The 15,607-nt window shown below is 65.7% G+C and carries 16 protein-coding genes; 11 read left to right on the top strand and 5 right to left on the bottom strand.

The features are described from left to right. Positions 1-15: 15 nt before the first annotated feature. The 3 genes from ABCR83_RS09300 (at position 16) to ABCR83_RS09290 (ending at position 2,726) form a co-directional block, all read left to right on the top strand. The gene (locus ABCR83_RS09300) at positions 16-684 is read left to right on the top strand and encodes an NAD(P)H-binding protein (protein WP_462694389.1); all 669 of its coding nucleotides are present in this window, start codon (positions 16-18) and stop codon (positions 682-684) included. 169 nt (positions 685-853) lie between these two features. Then, complete coding sequence (locus tag ABCR83_RS09295; RefSeq protein ID WP_462694388.1) at positions 854-1,684, top strand: PP2C family protein-serine/threonine phosphatase; 831 nt, start codon at positions 854-856, stop codon at positions 1,682-1,684. A gap of 67 nt (positions 1,685-1,751) precedes the next feature. Further along, positions 1,752-2,726: an MASE1 domain-containing protein gene (locus tag ABCR83_RS09290; protein ID WP_462694387.1), complete on the top strand. Its 975-nt coding sequence runs from the start codon at positions 1,752-1,754 to the stop codon at positions 2,724-2,726. Positions 2,727-3,634: 908 nt separating this feature from the next. Here the strand turns inward: ABCR83_RS09290 and ABCR83_RS09285 are convergent. Further along, on the bottom strand, positions 3,635-4,291 hold the full coding sequence (locus ABCR83_RS09285) for a hypothetical protein (RefSeq protein ID WP_462694386.1): 657 nt from the start codon (positions 4,289-4,291) through the stop codon (positions 3,635-3,637). A gap of 211 nt (positions 4,292-4,502) precedes the next feature. Here ABCR83_RS09285 and ABCR83_RS09280 point away from each other — a divergent pair, with 211 nt between their 5' ends. Both ABCR83_RS09280 and ABCR83_RS09275 read left to right on the top strand, forming a co-directional pair. Continuing rightward, a complete protein-coding gene (locus ABCR83_RS09280; protein ID WP_462694385.1) occupies positions 4,503-5,426 on the top strand; it encodes an FkbM family methyltransferase in 924 nt (307 codons plus the stop codon). A 30-nt stretch (positions 5,427-5,456) separates the two neighbouring features. Further along, complete coding sequence (locus ABCR83_RS09275) at positions 5,457-5,957, top strand: hypothetical protein (protein WP_462694384.1); 501 nt, start codon at positions 5,457-5,459, stop codon at positions 5,955-5,957. A 132-nt stretch (positions 5,958-6,089) separates the two neighbouring features. Here the strand turns inward: ABCR83_RS09275 and ABCR83_RS09270 are convergent, their stop codons facing one another. Together ABCR83_RS09270 and ABCR83_RS09265 are read right to left on the bottom strand one after the other, a co-directional pair. After that, positions 6,090-6,740, bottom strand: a complete 651-nt coding sequence (locus tag ABCR83_RS09270; RefSeq protein WP_462694383.1) for a hypothetical protein — start codon at positions 6,738-6,740, stop codon at positions 6,090-6,092. Then, positions 6,737-7,501 (bottom strand): GntR family transcriptional regulator, encoded by a 765-nt coding sequence (locus ABCR83_RS09265; RefSeq protein ID WP_462694382.1) that lies wholly within the window; start codon positions 7,499-7,501, stop codon positions 6,737-6,739. The genes ABCR83_RS09270 and ABCR83_RS09265 overlap by 4 nt, the downstream gene beginning before the upstream one ends. Positions 7,502-8,329: 828 nt before the next feature. Between ABCR83_RS09265 and ABCR83_RS09260 the strand changes: the two genes are divergently transcribed. Beyond that, positions 8,330-9,085 (top strand): GntR family transcriptional regulator, encoded by a 756-nt coding sequence (locus tag ABCR83_RS09260; RefSeq protein WP_462694381.1) that lies wholly within the window; start codon positions 8,330-8,332, stop codon positions 9,083-9,085. Here ABCR83_RS09260 and ABCR83_RS09255 read toward each other — a convergent pair. Together ABCR83_RS09255 and ABCR83_RS09250 are read right to left on the bottom strand one after the other, a co-directional pair. After that, positions 9,075-9,833, bottom strand: coding sequence for a glycosyltransferase family 2 protein (locus ABCR83_RS09255; RefSeq protein ID WP_462694380.1), 759 nt, complete (start codon positions 9,831-9,833; stop codon positions 9,075-9,077). The two genes, ABCR83_RS09260 and ABCR83_RS09255, sit on opposite strands and share 11 nt — an antisense overlap. Positions 9,834-9,838: 5 nt before the next feature. Continuing rightward, positions 9,839-10,627, bottom strand: a complete 789-nt coding sequence (locus ABCR83_RS09250) for a GntR family transcriptional regulator (RefSeq protein ID WP_462694379.1) — start codon at positions 10,625-10,627, stop codon at positions 9,839-9,841. 206 nt (positions 10,628-10,833) lie between these two features. Between ABCR83_RS09250 and ABCR83_RS09245 the strand changes: the two genes are divergently transcribed. From ABCR83_RS09245 to ABCR83_RS09225, 5 genes are all read left to right on the top strand, one after another. Next, positions 10,834-11,208: a hypothetical protein gene (locus ABCR83_RS09245; RefSeq protein ID WP_462694378.1), complete on the top strand. Its 375-nt coding sequence runs from the start codon at positions 10,834-10,836 to the stop codon at positions 11,206-11,208. Between the two features lie 91 nt (positions 11,209-11,299). Continuing rightward, on the top strand, positions 11,300-11,614 hold the full coding sequence (locus ABCR83_RS09240) for a hypothetical protein (RefSeq protein WP_462694377.1): 315 nt from the start codon (positions 11,300-11,302) through the stop codon (positions 11,612-11,614). 209 nt (positions 11,615-11,823) lie between these two features. Beyond that, complete coding sequence (locus ABCR83_RS09235; RefSeq protein ID WP_462694376.1) at positions 11,824-12,873, top strand: hypothetical protein; 1,050 nt, start codon at positions 11,824-11,826, stop codon at positions 12,871-12,873. 59 nt (positions 12,874-12,932) lie between these two features. Further along, positions 12,933-13,280, top strand: a complete 348-nt coding sequence (locus ABCR83_RS09230; protein WP_462694375.1) for a hypothetical protein — start codon at positions 12,933-12,935, stop codon at positions 13,278-13,280. A gap of 86 nt (positions 13,281-13,366) precedes the next feature. Beyond that, positions 13,367-15,604 (top strand): cell division protein FtsK, encoded by a 2,238-nt coding sequence (locus tag ABCR83_RS09225; protein WP_462694374.1) that lies wholly within the window; start codon positions 13,367-13,369, stop codon positions 15,602-15,604. Positions 15,605-15,607: the final 3 nt, after the last annotated feature.

Genomic DNA, 15,607 nt, shown 5'->3' with positions numbered 1-15,607 from the left:
CGTTACGGTCGGATCATGCGCATTGTCATCGCTGGTGGACATGGTCAGATCGCGCTGCGGCTGGAGCGGTTGCTCGCCGGGCGCGGTGACGAGGTGGCGGGTGTCATCCGCCGTCCCGAACAGGCGGGCGACCTGCTCGCGGCGGGCGCCGAACCGGTCGTGTGCGACCTGGAGTCGGCATCGGCCGGGGATCTGGCCCGGCATCTGGACGGCGCCGACGCCGCCGTGTTCGCGGCCGGGGCGGGCCCGGGCAGCGGCATCGAACGCAAGGACACCGTGGACCGCGGTGCGGCCGCGCTGTTCGCCGACGCGGTCGAGGCCGCCGGGGTGCGGCGCCTGATCGTGGTCTCGGCCATGGGGGCCGACCACGAGCCCCCGGCGGGCACGGATCCGGTCTTCGCGGCTTATCTCAAGGCGAAGGGCGCCGCGGACGCCGATGTACGCGCCCGGGCGGGCCTGGACTGGACGATCCTGCGGCCCGGCCGCCTCACCAACGACCCCGGCACCGGGCGGGTGCGGCTGGCAGAGTCCACCGGACGCGGCGCGGTGACCCGTGACGACGTGGCGGCGGTGCTGGTGGAACTGCTGGACGAACCGCGCTCGGCGGGCCGCACCCTGGAGCTGATCGGCGGTGCGACACCGGTGCCGGAGGCGGTGCGGGCGGCCGTCCACGCCTCGTCCTGATCTTGAGTCGGGCGGCCGCTGAGCGGTCTCGGGGAAGAGCCCAAGCCGGAGCCGGTGGATACTGTGAAGGTGGGCTCACGACCCGATCTCTCCGGCTCACGGTCCCGAACCGGGCCGCGGTCCGGCACGGAGCCCGGCAGCCGCGGACCCGATGTGGTTCGGAGGGGCCATGCGCCGAAGGCGTCGCAATCCGTCTGACACCGACACGTTGCTCGCCACACTTGGGCGATTGACCACCCAGGCCCTGGAGAAGACCGAGGTGCAGCGGGCCCGGGTGGAACTGGCCGAGGCTTTGCAACGGGGGCTGCTGCCGTCCACGCTGCCGACGGTGCCGGGGCTGCGGACCGCGGCCCGGTACGCACCCGCCCGCAACGGGCTCGACATCGGCGGGGACTGGTACGACGGATTCCGGATGGCCGACGGGACACTCGGCTTCTCCATCGGCGATGTCCAGGGCCACGATGTGGAGGCAGCGGCCCTCATGGGCCAGATCCGCATCGCCATGCGCGCGGTGGCCACCGCCACCGACGACCCCGGCGAGATGCTGAGCCGCGCCAACGACCTGCTGCTCTCCATGGACTGCGAGCTCTTCGCCACCTGCAGCTTTCTCCGGTTCAACCCCGCCACCCGGGAGCTGCTCCACGCCCGCGCCGGGCATGTCCCGGCGATCTGGGCGAAGGCCGACGGCCACGGGGGTATCGGCCAGGAGCCCGGCGGTCTGCCGCTCGGCGTGGCACCGGGTGCGGAGTATCCGGTGAGCAAGCGGCAACTGACCAGCCCCGAGGTGCTGGTGCTGCTCACCGACGGGGTGGTCGAAGGGCCGTCCTTCCCGATCGAGGCCGGTCTCGAGGAGGTGGCGCAGCTGGTGCGCGACGGCGTCCGCACCGAGCCCGACGAGCTTGCCGCCGAGGTGATCAAGGTGGCCGACCTCACCGGCCACACGGACGACGCCGCAGTCCTCGTCCTACGCCACGAGACGCCGACCGACCCGGCCGGATGAGCCGGATGAGCCGGATGACGGGATGTCCCCGGCACCGCGTGTCACAGCCGGCCCCGGAGCGGGAAAGTTGTCTGATGCTGCTGTGGCGCGCACCGACAAGCCCTGGCGTCTCACCACAGCGGGCACGCGGATCCTCCTTGTAGCCGCCGCCTACTACGCGGCCGGTCTGCTCGGCGGATTGGCACGGCTGGTGGCGGTGGGAGGCCTGGCGATCACACCCCTGTGGCCGGCCAGCGGCATCGCACTGTTCTCGCTGATCGCCCTGGGACCGGAGATCTGGCCGGGCATCACGCTGGGCTCATTCCTCTTCAACGTGTCGACCGCACCCTTCCACCCCTCCGCCATCGGGATCGCCGTCGGCAACACTCTCGCCCCGGTCTGCGCCTATCTGCTGCTGCGGCGGGTGGGCTTCCGGCCCGAGCTGGACCGGTTGAAAGACGGGCTGGCACTGGTCTTCTTCGCCCTCGCCGGGACGCTGATCAGCGCGACATTGGCGATCGGTTCGCTGGCCGCCTCCAGACTGCTGCCCGAGAGCAGCCTCCTGACCATCTGGTCGTTCTGGACGACCGGGGACGCCATGGGCGTACTCCTGGTCACCCCGGTGCTGCTGCTCCTCCGCCAGGCCCGGCTGCCCCGGGAGGCCTCCGCACTGCGCTGGCTGGAGGCGATCACCCTGCTGGCGGGCACCGCCGCCCTGACACTGACGATCACCAGAACCACCCTCCATCTGCTGTTCCTTGTCTTCCCGCTGCTGATCTGGGGTGCGCTGCGATTCCAGCTCGCAGGGGCGGCCCCCTGCGCCCTGCTGATCTCCGTGCTCACCACGCCCGCCGCCGTCCACCGCACCGGACCATTCGCCGGCCACGGCCTGCCCGCCATCATGTTTGTGCTTCAACTCTTCAATGGCACAACCGCGTTGACCGCCCTGCTGCTGGCCACGGTGATCACCGAACGGAACAACACCCACCACAAGCTCCAGGACGTGTGCAAGACCCTGACCGAGGTCGTGGCCCGCCTGAGCCCGGGAATGGGGCCCCGGTAGCTCAGGGGCTCCCACCCGGCGGTGCACGCCGATGCGGGAGCCGGCCGAACGGCCTCATGATCTTCACCACACGGCAGCCGCGGGCCGACTCGATCAGGGCCGTCACGCCCGCTCAGGCTTCACACAAGAAGCCCCTGAACTGCGTTTCCGCAGATCAGGGGCTTCTTCATGCGTGTGGCGGCGCCAGGATTCGAACCTGGGTAGGCTAAGCCGACGGATTTACAGACTCCTCGCGATCAGACAGGCACACCCCTGCCGACCTGGCCCTTTGCGTGAAGGGCGCACGGGTGGCGCATCTGTGGTCCGCGTATGGTCCTGATCTTGGGCCGAATGGCCAGCAGACGGCAGCGGAGTGCGCCGGCGGAGCCGTCATTTGTTAGCCATCGAAAGCCAATGCGCGACCCTGCGTACGGTCTCCTCATCAACCCCGGCAGCAAGCTGACCAACGGCGCGTGCGTCGTCGTCCTCCAGACCCGTAGACAGAGACCGCGCCAGTGCGACCTCCAAGACGCTGTGGCGCCGCTCCCGCAACCGTTCCTCACGCGCGCTGACAGTGGCTTGCTTCTGCGCTGTGAACGCTGGCCCTCGCATGCTGCCTGGAGGGGCAGCGATCGCCTCAAGGCGCTGCCAATCGGAGCCATCGCCGGACGGCCCCCATACCTCAGCAACGGGAGCCTCACCACGGGACTGCGCGGTCTGGATCATCGCCGCCACCGCGTAGTCAACCGGTTCCCGCGTAGTCGATTCAGCGGCGACTTTCCACCCCGTCCCGGGCTTGTAAATCGCCGCGACGTATCGCGGAGTGCCGGAGGGGGAGAACGGCTCCCTCGCGCCTGAGCTCATGGGCTCACACCTCCCTGTTGCAGGGGAACTTAATGCTCAGCGTACCCACCTTTTCTGACAGGGCGTCAGATTTGCTGGCTGGGCGGAAGCAGGAGGTCACGCTCGGGGTGCTGCTCACCTGTCACGTTGCCGCTGACTCCGAGATCTTTCCGGGCAGCATCATGAAAGACGTTGATCGCGCGGAACACCTCTCGGTTGAGTCCGCGCCAATCCTCCAAAGTGCCCGTGACTCTGCCGAGGGCGCGCCAGTCAACCTTGAGCGTCAGGGCGTTGAGTTCGTGGGCCGCTTCGATGACGTCGTCCCCGCCCAGCAACATGATCCGTTCGAAGGCCCGACCGCGTATCCGAGCGGCCTCCGCCATGTCCGCAGTGATCTGTGACTCGCTGCGCTGGCTCTCCCGGAGCCCTTTGCGAAGCTCGTAGAGCTCCACGGCGAGAAAGACGCCGGCCCTGATCCTGTCGACATAACCCGCGTACGCGTCAAGCTTCTTGTCGTCCCAGCGTGTCAGCAGCTCATGCTGCTTGCGGCTCCGCTCCGAGAGGGCGTTGGTCAGGTGCGTTGTGAGCCCACCGAGTATCACAGCAGAGATCGTTACCAGCTGTTCGGTTGCCCCCACCTGGTCCCCCCAGAGACTCACTCCTAAAGATGACTTGAGGAATGTTAGGAGTAAGCCGTAGTCGGCGGCGCCTCCGCTTTCGGACGTGTTCACGATGGTCGACACGATGCCGAGCATGCACCCCTGTGCCTCAACACCCAGTCTGCGTACGGTGTCACTTGGAGCAGCAACATGGGACGGAGGCGATGACAGTGAAGGGCGCATGCCCGCGCTGTGGTGCCGTACGGGATGACCCGTGGCATCCATGTCGGAAGTGCGGGCCGTGGTTTCTCCGCTTCGGCTGTGACGCGATGACGCCTGAGAGGTGATCGACCCGGTGAACAACCTCGCTGCGGAGGCCGCGGTGTCCGCTGGCCGCTGGTACGTGCGTCATGCCCCTGGCTCGCTCGGAAAGGCGCCGCTCGCTGCTGAGTATCTAAACGCTCACCTGCGGGACCATCCGCGCCGGCGAGTCGTCCGGTCTCGATCCGGGGCCAAGCTCCACGTTGATACATGGGACCTTATCCAGCGCTACATCTACATGTTCGGGGTGTGGGAGCCGCACATGACGCGCTGGCTTCGGAATCGACTCCGGCCCGGAGACACATTCGTTGATGTCGGAGCGAACATCGGATACTTCAGCGTGCTCGCATCACAACTCGTCGGCGACGGCGGCCGAGTGGTTGCGATCGAAGCGTCGCCGGTTTTTCACGAAAAGCTCTTGGAGCAGGTTCGACTAAACGACTGTGGAAACATCCGCGCGGTGAACACCGCGGTGTCGAGCGGGCGGGAGAAGCTGACGTTCGCCCTCGCCAGTTCCCACAACATGGGAGCCAACAGCATGGTCCCTTATGACGGGCTGGCAGAGTCGAGCTTCTCGATCGAGGCCCAACCGTTGTCGGAGCTGCTGAGCCCTGCAGAGGTCGCCAGCGTACGGGTTATCAAGGTTGACGTAGAAGGTGCAGAGGGAGCGGTCATACGAGGCATGGCATCCCTGCTCGACAAGCTCCGGCCGGATGCCGAAGTCACTGTGGAGGTGACGCCCGACCGAATGGCGAAACTAGGTGACTCGGTTGATGAGCTGTTGTCCGTGATGGGAGCGCATGGATTTCACACGTATCGACTCCTTAATGACTATTCAGCAGAGAGTTACCCGGCGGCGCTGCGCCACACCTCCTCCGCGCCGGAGCGCTTGCGTGGCCCGATCGCCTCAGAGAGTGATCTGGTTTTTTCTCGCATTGATGCCGAACGTCTTAGGTAGAGCATGTCGCAGATATCTGCTAATGGCCTTATGGTCAACAACAAAATGAGCCCCCTGGTCAACAACGGGAACACCGGATTTACGCTGCCTCGGGGGGCGACGGGCTTCTTCCGGCCGAAGGACGGCCCGCTCCCGCAGACTGACCTTCGGGCGTTCCGTGCCGCTCTGCATGCCGCTGCTCGCGTCGCCGGAGGCACAGCGGGTGAAGTGGAGGAACAGGTATACCCCCGGACGTTCCACACCGCAACGGTCATCGAACGCGCAGGTGAGAAGCTCGTTCTGTGCCACGCTCATCATCCCTGGATCGCCTTCACACCGAAACGTCAGCATTGGTACGGAGAGGAGTTCCTTGCTCCACCGGTCTGGGCTCGGACCTTCACCGAGGCGGGCTTCGTGGTCCTCAGCAGTGAGCAACTCGCCACACCGCTCTCCGACCTGAACACCTCAGCGCTCACCGAGGGCGAATGGCGTGAGGTCCGCTTCTACGGCATCACCACGTTGAGTGGAGTCCTATTCAACGCATGGGACTGACGAACAAGTAGAGCTGTTAAATGCCAAGGTTAGAGGTTTGGCAGACAAGAATACCCCCGGCTACGCTGCAAGTGGCCGTTGAACACGGCAGAGTTGCAGAGTGCCGGGGGTATATGGCAGGTGAGATTGACCTTATGAGTGTGCCTCGCGAAGGTGGCATCCCATGAGCTCTGTGCATTCGACAGCCATGTCGATTTTGCCCTGGTTGAACGCGTCTTTGTAGTCACCCTTGATACGGGTGCACTCGTCGCACCGTTCGGCGGCCTTGCGTACCTCGTCTGGCGTGGCCAGCCTGAGGTCTTCGGGTCGGCGGGACCATTCCGTGCCGCCGTTGATCGGGCGTAGATGCTGCAGCCCGGCCAACAGGTCCATGACCTGACCAACCCTTCCGGTAAGCAAATCCACGACGAAGGTGCCCGTCGGGTGCTCGAATGCTGTCATGATGCGTTCCACCTCCGTGGTGATGTCGATACCTCCGTGTTGGAGCTCCTCCCGTGCCGACAGAGTCAGGCGTGCACCGCGGCTGTGTGCGACGCGCAGCACGTCACGCAGTGATTCGACTACCCGCGCGAGAGCGAATCGGAGTTGGCCGCTTTCCGCACCGGAGTCGGCGAGCACGGCCTTGGCGCCCGTGAGTACTTCCACACCGTTGCGTGTTTGCGCTGCTTCGATCTCATCTGCGATGCGAGCCAATACTCCACCGCTGTTCCTCGCGCTTAGAAAGCACGGTTTACCTTCGGGTGACTCCCACGGCAGGATTCGCGCAATGAGTTTGTCGCTCATCGGTCCTCCTCAAAGTGCATGCTGTGAATGCGAGTTGTGAATACCGCCTCGGTGCGGTCACCGGCGAGAGTCAGCAAAGCGGCTTCCACGATGCGGCCCGTGGTGTCGGTCGAGATGCGCTCGACAGCCAATACCGGGGTATTCGTCCGCAGGATCTTGACTTCCTCACGGGTCGGTGGCCTGCTGGTGATGCGATCGACGGTGGACACCACATGCACTCCGGCTGCGGCAAGTAAGTGCCGGATGTCGTCGCCCCACGGGGAGAGCTCTTTTGCCCGATGAATTCTGCCTCTTGAGAGGAAATTCGTCAGAAGCTCGCTCTTTTGAGCCACGCTGTGGGGCACATATACACGAGCCAGGCTCACCGTGAAATACCCCTCGTCGCAGATGAAGCGCCACTCCGTCAAGGGACTGCCGGGCTCGACTCGTAGGAGCGAGGCAATAGCGGTGGTCGCCTCAACTTCTTTGTTGCTCACCCTGACGTTCAACATGACTCTCGTCGAGGCCTGTTGACCGGACCTGAGCCGGGCTTCGTGGTATCTCGCGCGTTCCCGGGATCGGCGAACGAAGGTCCCTTTGCCCTGGAACCGCTCGATCAGCCCCTCGGCCTGGAGCTGTTCCAGCGCCACCCTCATCGTGGGCACACTGACGCTGTATTGTTCTGCGAGTTTCGACTCCGCGGGTAGCTTGGCACCCGCCGCCCAAATACCCGATTCAATGCGCTGCCGAAGGTCGTCCGCGATGGTCTGGTAGTGCACCATAGTGGTTGATCAACCCTCCTTACGGTCGCAGTGATGATTGCTTCGATGGCATGGGCATTGGCACCGTTTGGGCTCTGTGCACGCGGAGTGCTCACCCAGGACACAGGGGAAAGACCGACTCGGCGCAGCGGTGTCAGGGCGCTGCGACATCAATGCACCCCTGTGACGGGCCAGGCGGATCATTGCGCTCCTGACCAGCCAGCACGTATGGCCGAACGAGCGCGATGTTCTCGTCGAAGTGGGGGTGTTCCGGGAACGGCAGAGCCGGCTTCCGCCGATAAGCGGGCGGTGGAGTCGGCCGGATAGCTACCTCGATGTCCAGGAGCCTCACGGGAGTGCACCGGCGGTGACGTCCCGGAGAGGGCATGAAGTGCCGCCCTGCCCACGCGGCAGCTCGGCGGATGAGGTGGAACAAGCTGATCAACTCCTCACGGCTGATGACCGTGGCCTCGGACAGCGTCGGCTGTCCCGGGGGGTTCTTTGTTGACGGCGGCCCATGCCAAGCGGCCGCTCCTGCTGCCGATGGAGATCCCCCACCAGTCCGCTGCGGCGAGAGCTGCTAAGAACTCGCGCCATGAGTCGGTGGGGACCTGGTCCGGAACCTCCGTCTCGATGCTCGTGTGGGTGTCGTGATCCGTCACCCGAGGGGTGAGGCCGATGGCGGCCAAGCGCGCGGCGATGTTGTTGACTCGTGCTTCGGGCGAGGACACAACGCGTTCCTCCGTCGCCGTGGGATCGCTGACTGACCATCGGCCACCTAGATCAAAAGTTAGGCGCCTAGCTCTAGTCTAGGCGCCCAGACTAGAGCTAGGGGCCTAGATTTTCCATATGCGTGAGCAGCCGCCACACCTTCGCTTCGCTGACCTGCTTCGGAAGCGCATTGAGAGCCAGGAATGGATGCCGGGCGACCGCCTGCCCTCCCGCGCGCAGCTGGCGCAGGAGTGCGGCGTGACCGAAGGGGTGGTCCGCCGGGCTCAGGAAGCGCTCATCGAGCAAGGCGTTCTGGCGGGCCGCGCCGGTTCGGGGACCTATGTCGCGGAGGCGCGGGAGCGCGTGCGCTTGTTGCGCTCGCCGGATCGGGAGCGCGCCGAGGGCTCACCGTTTCACGCAGACATGGCGGTGCTCGGAAGGCGGGCAACCTGGGAGAGCCGTACGGATGGGATGACACCTGCGCCACCGGAGATCGCCACGCGCCTCGGCATCTCTACGGGTGACTACTGTGTGCGGACTTCGTACGAGTTCTTGGCCGACGGTAAACCGGTGCAGCTGCTGACGAGTTGGGAGCCATACGGCATCACCGCCGGCTCTCTGGTGGTGCTGCCCGAAGCTGGCCCGTTGGCCGGTCAGGGGGTGGTCCGCCGCATGGCGGAGATCGGCATCACGGTCAGCCGGGCCGAGGAGAGGCCCGAAGCAGGGCATGCGAATGCCGAGGAGGCGAACCTCCTCGGCGTTCAGCGCGGCGCCTTGGTCGTCCGGATTCAGCGGACTTACTTCAGCGATGACGGGCGGCCGGTCGAGACGGCGGACATCGTCGTGCCGACCGGCCTTACCGAGATCGTTTACGAGGTGCCGATCAACCCGTAGTCGGGTAGCGCCAGCGGTAGTAGGCCAGCGCGCGCGCACGCGCCTCGACGACCGCCATGCGGGTATCCCGCTCCGCGGCGTCCGTGTGCGCGGCCTGGCTGGTCGCCTGGCCGGGCCACTTGCGGTAGAAGAGGCCCACCTCGCGAGTGAACCAACCCCGGCTGACGGCATTCAGTGCGAGCAGTAGCCCGGTGTCTTCCGAAGCCGGTAGGGCCATCCAGCCGCCGAGGGCCAGTAGCAGGTCACGGCGGACGCAAAGCGTTGCCGGGTGGACCTGGGCGCGGTAGTTGTGGGCCCGCCAGTGGTCGAGGACGGCTTCCCGCTCGATCGGGCCGTCCTCAGGGTCCTGGTCGAAGCCAATGGTGGACCCGTCCGGCATGAGGTCGAGTACGCGCGATGTCGTCCACCCGATGCTTGGGTCCTGTTCGAGTACGGCGATGTCGCGGGCGAGCACGCCGGGGGCGAGCTGATCGTCCGCATCGAGGATCTTGACGTAGTCGCCGTTGGCATGGGCAAGTGCCATGGTCCGGGCGACGCCGGCACCGCCCGATCGGCCCTGGCGGAAGGTCACCCTCTCATCGTCGGGGACGTGCGAAGCGACGTCATCGCTCTTCCCGTCTTCCTGTATGAGCCAGTGCCATTCCCAATTTTCGGGGAGTTCCTGATCGCAGATCGACTTGTAGGCGTCGTGCAGGTAGTGAGCGGACGGTCCGTGCACAGCGGTGATGATGATGATGCGCCGGCGCACGGCACTCACCACCTTTCCAAGGAAGTGGTGAAGAGCATTTCCGTGCGATCGCCGGGCAGCGTGACGTCGGAAAGCTCCACAACGCGGTCGTTGATGTCGTACGAGGTCTTCCGGAGCAGGACCACGGCAGTCCCAGGTGGCAGTTCGAGTTCGTCCGCCTCCTCGGGTGTCGGCGGGCGTGCTGTTACGCGCTCCTCGATCCGGTCCAGCTCGATGCCGAGGGTGTGCAGCTGGCTCTGGGTGCCCCCTGGCCACGGCTCCGTGGATTCGTCCAGGAGGTCAGGGTTTTGGGCGACCGTGGTGCGGACGAGGTAGGAGGTCACCAGGGCGAAGGGGGCTCGCTCGGCCGCGTAGCGCGTCCTGTACGTCCGCTCGACAAGAGGCTCGCCCTCTGGCACACCGAAGGCCTCGGCGAGTTCTTTGTTCGCCTTGATCTCGCGGTACTCGGCGTGGAAGACGAGATCATTTACCTGTAGGCCCGTGTCGTGCTCCGTGGCCCCGGTCTGTGCTCGCTGCTTCTCCGGCTGGCGAACCCGGTCCTTCTCCCACTGGTGCCGGAGGTTCGTGCGCAGCACCGATGTCCGGGGTTCACGGATAAAGGTTCCACGACCGTGCTGCTTCTCGATCAGCCCTTCGTCGCGCAGAAGGCGGAGCGCTTCGCGGATGGTCAGCACGCTTCGCCCGTACCGCTCGGCGAGCACTGTCTCCGCGGGGAGTCGATCACCAGGCTCTAGTTGGCCTGCGCGGATGGACTCTCGGATCTCGTCCGCGATCCGCTCGTAGACCTTCGCCATGGGGGCTCACCGTTCTGTTGCGTGACAGCGCCCAGCATACGACTCCTAAAGAGGACTTGACGAGTTGCATGGCTCACCCTCATAGTCTTGAGCAACTCCTAAAGAGGACTTGAGGACAAGACCTCTTTAGGAGGTTGAGTGCCTGGAACTTCCCGGCTGTGGGTCATCCGCCGTCGGCTCCTGCCTCTACTTCAATGGGGGGACCAATGAAGCTCGCTCTCGGTGATGTTGTTCTTGATCGCACCGACATGGCACTCGGCACGGTGGCCGGTCACGCCAGCCACGATGGTCAGAACCTCGTTGCGGTCCAGGTCCCCGGCCACGGCGTGCGGCTGGCGGAGCCGGGAGACCTGGTGGTCAAGGCCCGTTGCTCCCGGCCTTCGACGCCTCTTCGGACCGTGCTGACGTTGGCGGTTCTCATCGTCGCTCTGCTCATGGCCTTCATCGGTGCGCATTCCGCCAGGGACCTGGGCGCCGACTGGCTGTTGACGTCCCTCTCGGGCCTCGGCGGCTACACGGCAGTGGCGTGGCTGCACCAGGGGTGGCTGCACCTGACCGGCCCCCGACGCTTCCGCGTCTGAGCACTCCCGCAGCCAGCGGTGGTGATCGACGGGTCAAGACGGCTCACTGCCCTGGCTCTCCCATCCCATCCAGGACATAGGAGAGATCCCCATGCGCATGTATGTGGTTACTCAAGAGGCCATTGGCTCCCGTGCGTTAGAGGAACTGGCTGACGAATTCGAGGGGTTAGCCCCGGAGTTCGTTCGGTGCTTCCTCCTCAACCAGCCCGAAGAGAGCGACGAGCAGCGCGCGAGCCGCACGGCGGTGATCCGCGAGGTGTTCGCCGAGATCCGAAGGCGCGACCTGGCCGACGAGCTCACGTGGCTGGCCGCCTATCACGCGCTGCAGTTCAGCCTCACACGGCTGATGAAGGCCCAGGGCAACGCCAACACGGCACAGACCTTCCAGGTGAGGAAGGCCGCCTGATGATGCCGCCCCTTCCCTCATGGGGAGCCGACGCCCTCTACGCCGGTGCGGTCCTTCCGGTCGTCTGGCTGATGTGGCGTGGTCTACGCAAAACCCGACGTGGTGAGAGCCGTGGGACGTTGGCAGTTCGAGTCGCGGCGGTCGCCGCAACTGGCTGCACTGCCTACAGCGCCGACACGGACTGGGGATTCGCTGCTGACTATCTGAACATGGGCAGCGCTCTGGAACGAACGTCCATGTTCGGCGCTGCCGAACTCGCGTTGTTCGCCACAGCGCTCATGGCCCGGCAGAACCTCAATGGCCCGACTGCTGCTCCCGGCGTGCCGGGACTTCTGGTGTGGGTGATCACGGCGGTACAGATCATTCCGGCGTACGCCGAATCCGGGCCAATCGGCGGCACCGTCAGGGCCTTTGTCGGCCCATTCATGGCTGCGATGCTGTGGCACCTCGCCATGGGTATCGAGCTGCGTCATCGCAAGCCTGGTGCGGAGTCCAACAGCCTCGCCGCGGTGGTGGGCAGGGAACTGCGCGAACGTCTGCTCTCCCGCCTCGGAGTTGCCGAGCGCGACAGGGACGCCGCGCAGATCACCCGCGACCGTGCCACCGTGCGTGCATCTGCCCTGGCGGCCGGCCTCGCCGAGAAGACCCCTGAGCAGCGGGCCACATGGCGTGGACGGCGAACCGCTCGGCGGCTGGCGGAGGCTGTGGCGCGCTCCTCCGTAGGCGTGGATCGCGAACAGCGCCGCACGCTGCTGGGCCAACTCGCCGCACGGCGCCACGCGGTGGCTCTGGCCACGATCAGCTTGGCGTCACCGTGGGAAGAGGCCTCACCGGATCCTGCGGCATCCGCGCTGGCCGACCAGGTTCGTGAGCAGATGCGGCAGGCCACGGAGACCATTCGTCGGTACAGCCACCCGAGTCTGCTCTTCGCCGATCCCACTCCAGGTCGGGGGGTGAACAGGGCGGAGCGTTCACCTGAACACCCCGCCCCGCACCCTGAGTATCACGACGCTTCGCCGACCGATGTCGGGCAGGCCGTGAAATTGAGCGCGGCAGACGCGCAGACGGTCATCCAAGACGGTTGGGCTCGTGGACTGTCCGCCCGTGAAACCGCGAAGCGAGCCACCCGAGCACCCAGCTATGTGCATGGCGTGTTCGTGAAGCTCGACACGGAGCACGGATGTAGGCCGACTGCCGGTCAACTCGCTTTGGCGGAGGGCCAAGACCAAGACGAACTCTCCGCAGTACCGGCCCCTTAACAAGGGGATTTCGAGCGGTCGCACGTCAGCTGAACCACCTACCAATCAGGAGTGGCACCGTGACCGATCAAACCACTGTCTTCATGGGTGAACAGCAGGGCCCGATCAACGCGCTGGTCGCGCTCGCGACCGAGTTCCCCACCCTGCCCATCCGAGAAGTTGCCGTCCGCACCGTGCTCACGGCGCGGGGCACCGCGCGGGGCATCCTCATCGCCCTGCACACCAAGACCGCGTTCGCCGACTTCGAGACGTGGCGTGAGGCGCTGGGCATTGCCCCGGGCGACGTGTGCCACGAGCCGCTGGGCACCATCCAGACCCTGCGGGCGTACGCGGTCTACAAGGGCGTGGCCATTGAACTGATCGCCTACACGCCCCTCTACGCCATCGCGCGGCCCGAAGCCGCATAGCGCCTGCCAACACATGTACGGGGCTCGGTCACAACCGACCAAGACAGCGGCCGGGCCCCTGTCCCTCCAGTTGGAAGGAATCGCCAGTGAATCACGAGGAAGAGAACGAGCTGTTCAACCGGCTTGAAGCCGACATGACCTCAGGCGCTGATGTGGTCGACCTCGGCAAGGCGCGGTCGGCGCGCGTCGGCTCGGCCGACTCCACCACCAGCCCAGGCAGTGACACATCGACTGAAACGGCACCTGAACGGCCCAGTGTTGATGCGGACGATGACGGCTCCGATGGGCTTCGGCCCGTGGACGGTCCGCAGCCGAAGGATCCGGGGCTGATGGGCCAGGCGCGGGAGGCGGCACGGCGCGAGGTGCTGCCGCCGTGGCTGCGTTCATGGGCTGAGCTGCGGTCTGCGGCTGGCTGGCTGACGGGCTACTGGTGGCACATCACCGCGTTCCATGCGGTGCGTACACCGGTCTACGCGGGCAGGATGGCCGTCCGTACCCCGCGTGGCATCGCCCATGCCCTGCGTGGCTGGCAGCGATGGGCCTCCGACGCGGAGTCGGCGCCCCTGCGGCACGCCGAGGCGTTCCGGGAGCACACCAAGGAGTACCTGAGCCTCACGCGGCAGCGTGACCGGAGGGTGCGCTGGCGCGGAACCGTGAGTGTGGCCGCCTTCCCGCTCCTGCTGGTTGCTGCGGTGCTGCTGGTGTTCGTCGCACCGCTCTGGCTGCAACTACTGGTCCTGGCCGTGCTGGTGAGCATCTTCGGCGTGGTCGGCTCGCCGGCCGATGCGCCCATCTCCACCCGTGCCGTGGTCAAGGCCGAGGCTCCGAAGCTCACCTCCACGATCGTGCTGGCCGCGTTGGGGGCACTGGGCAACGACAAGCTCAACGCGGCCATCAAGTCCGGTGCGGGGATCCGCTTCACCTCCGAGATCCACCGTGACGGGCCTGGCTGGCGGGCGGACATCGAGCTGCCGCTCGGTGTGACACCCGAAGACATCATCGACAAGCGCAAGGCCCTTGCCTCAGGCCTGCGGCGCAAGCTGGGTTGCGTATGGCCGATGCCGAACCCGGACGACCATGAGGGAACCCTGATCCTGTGGGTGGGCGACCGGCCGATGAACGAGTCCAAGCGCCCCGCCTGGCCCCTGGCCAAGTCCGGCCAGGTGGACATGTTCGCACCGGTGCCGTTCGGCAACAACCAGCAAATGCGCTGGGTGAGCGTCACGTTGATGTTCGTCTCCATCGTCGTGGGCTCCGTCCCGCGGATGGGCAAGACCTACCTGATGCGGCTGTTCCTGCTTATCGCCGCACTCGACCCGCGCGCCTGGCTGTACATCTTCGACTTCAAGGGCGGTTCGGACTACCGGCCGCTGCAACCGGTTTCGCACCGCTGGCGCTCCGGTGAGGATGACGAGGACGTCAAGTACTGCCGGGACAGCCTGCTTGAGATTCAAGCCGAGCTGAGCCGCCGGGCCAAAGTCATCAAGTCACTGCCTTTGGCGCGCTGCCCGGAATCGAAAGTTACCCCGGAGCTGGCCAGCGACAAGAAGCTCGGCCTGCACCCGATCATCGTCTCCATGGACGAATGCCAAAAGGCATTCGGGCACGACACCTATGGCAAGGAGATCATCGAGATTGCCGAGGACATCGTCCGGCGTGGCCCGGCCTTCGGCATCATCGGCATGTTCGGCACACAGCGCCCGGACAAGGACTCCATCCCCAAGGGCATCAGTGCCAACGCCGTGTTGCGCTTCGCGCTGAAGGTCACCGGTCAGACTGAGAACGACATGATCCTCGGTACCTCCATGTACAAGGCCGGATACAAGGCCACCATGTTTTCGCGCAAGCGCGACAAGGGCGTTGCCTGGATGGCGGGCGAGGAAGACGAGCCCACCATCGTGTGCGGCACCGAGGTCAACGCTGTGGCGGCCGAGCGGATTGTTGCCCGGGCCCGCACACTGCGCGAGGCCAATGACAACGTCACCGGTTACGCCCTCGGCAAGGACCTCCAGGACGAGACGGCGGCCGGGCATGACCTGCTCGCTGACATCCTCGCCGTTACTCCCGCCGACGAGGCCAGACCCTGGAACGAAACCACTGTGGACCGCCTTTCCGAGCGGTGGCCCGACCGGTACGGCCAATGGGCCCACATGAAGCCGGAAGAGAAGACAGCCCAACTGACCGCCGTCCTCAAGCCATACGGCATCAAGACCGGCCAGGTCGGCCGCCGCATCGATGGCAATCCGGTCAACAAGAAGGGCTTTGAACGCGTCCAGGTCGCCAAGGCTGTCGCTGAACGTAGCCAAAAACGGGACGCAGGCTGAACG

It is taken from the genome of Streptomyces xingningensis (assembly GCF_054957865.1).
The sequence above is the reverse complement of the archived record's forward strand: the minus strand, read 5'-3'. Positions and strand labels throughout refer to the sequence as shown.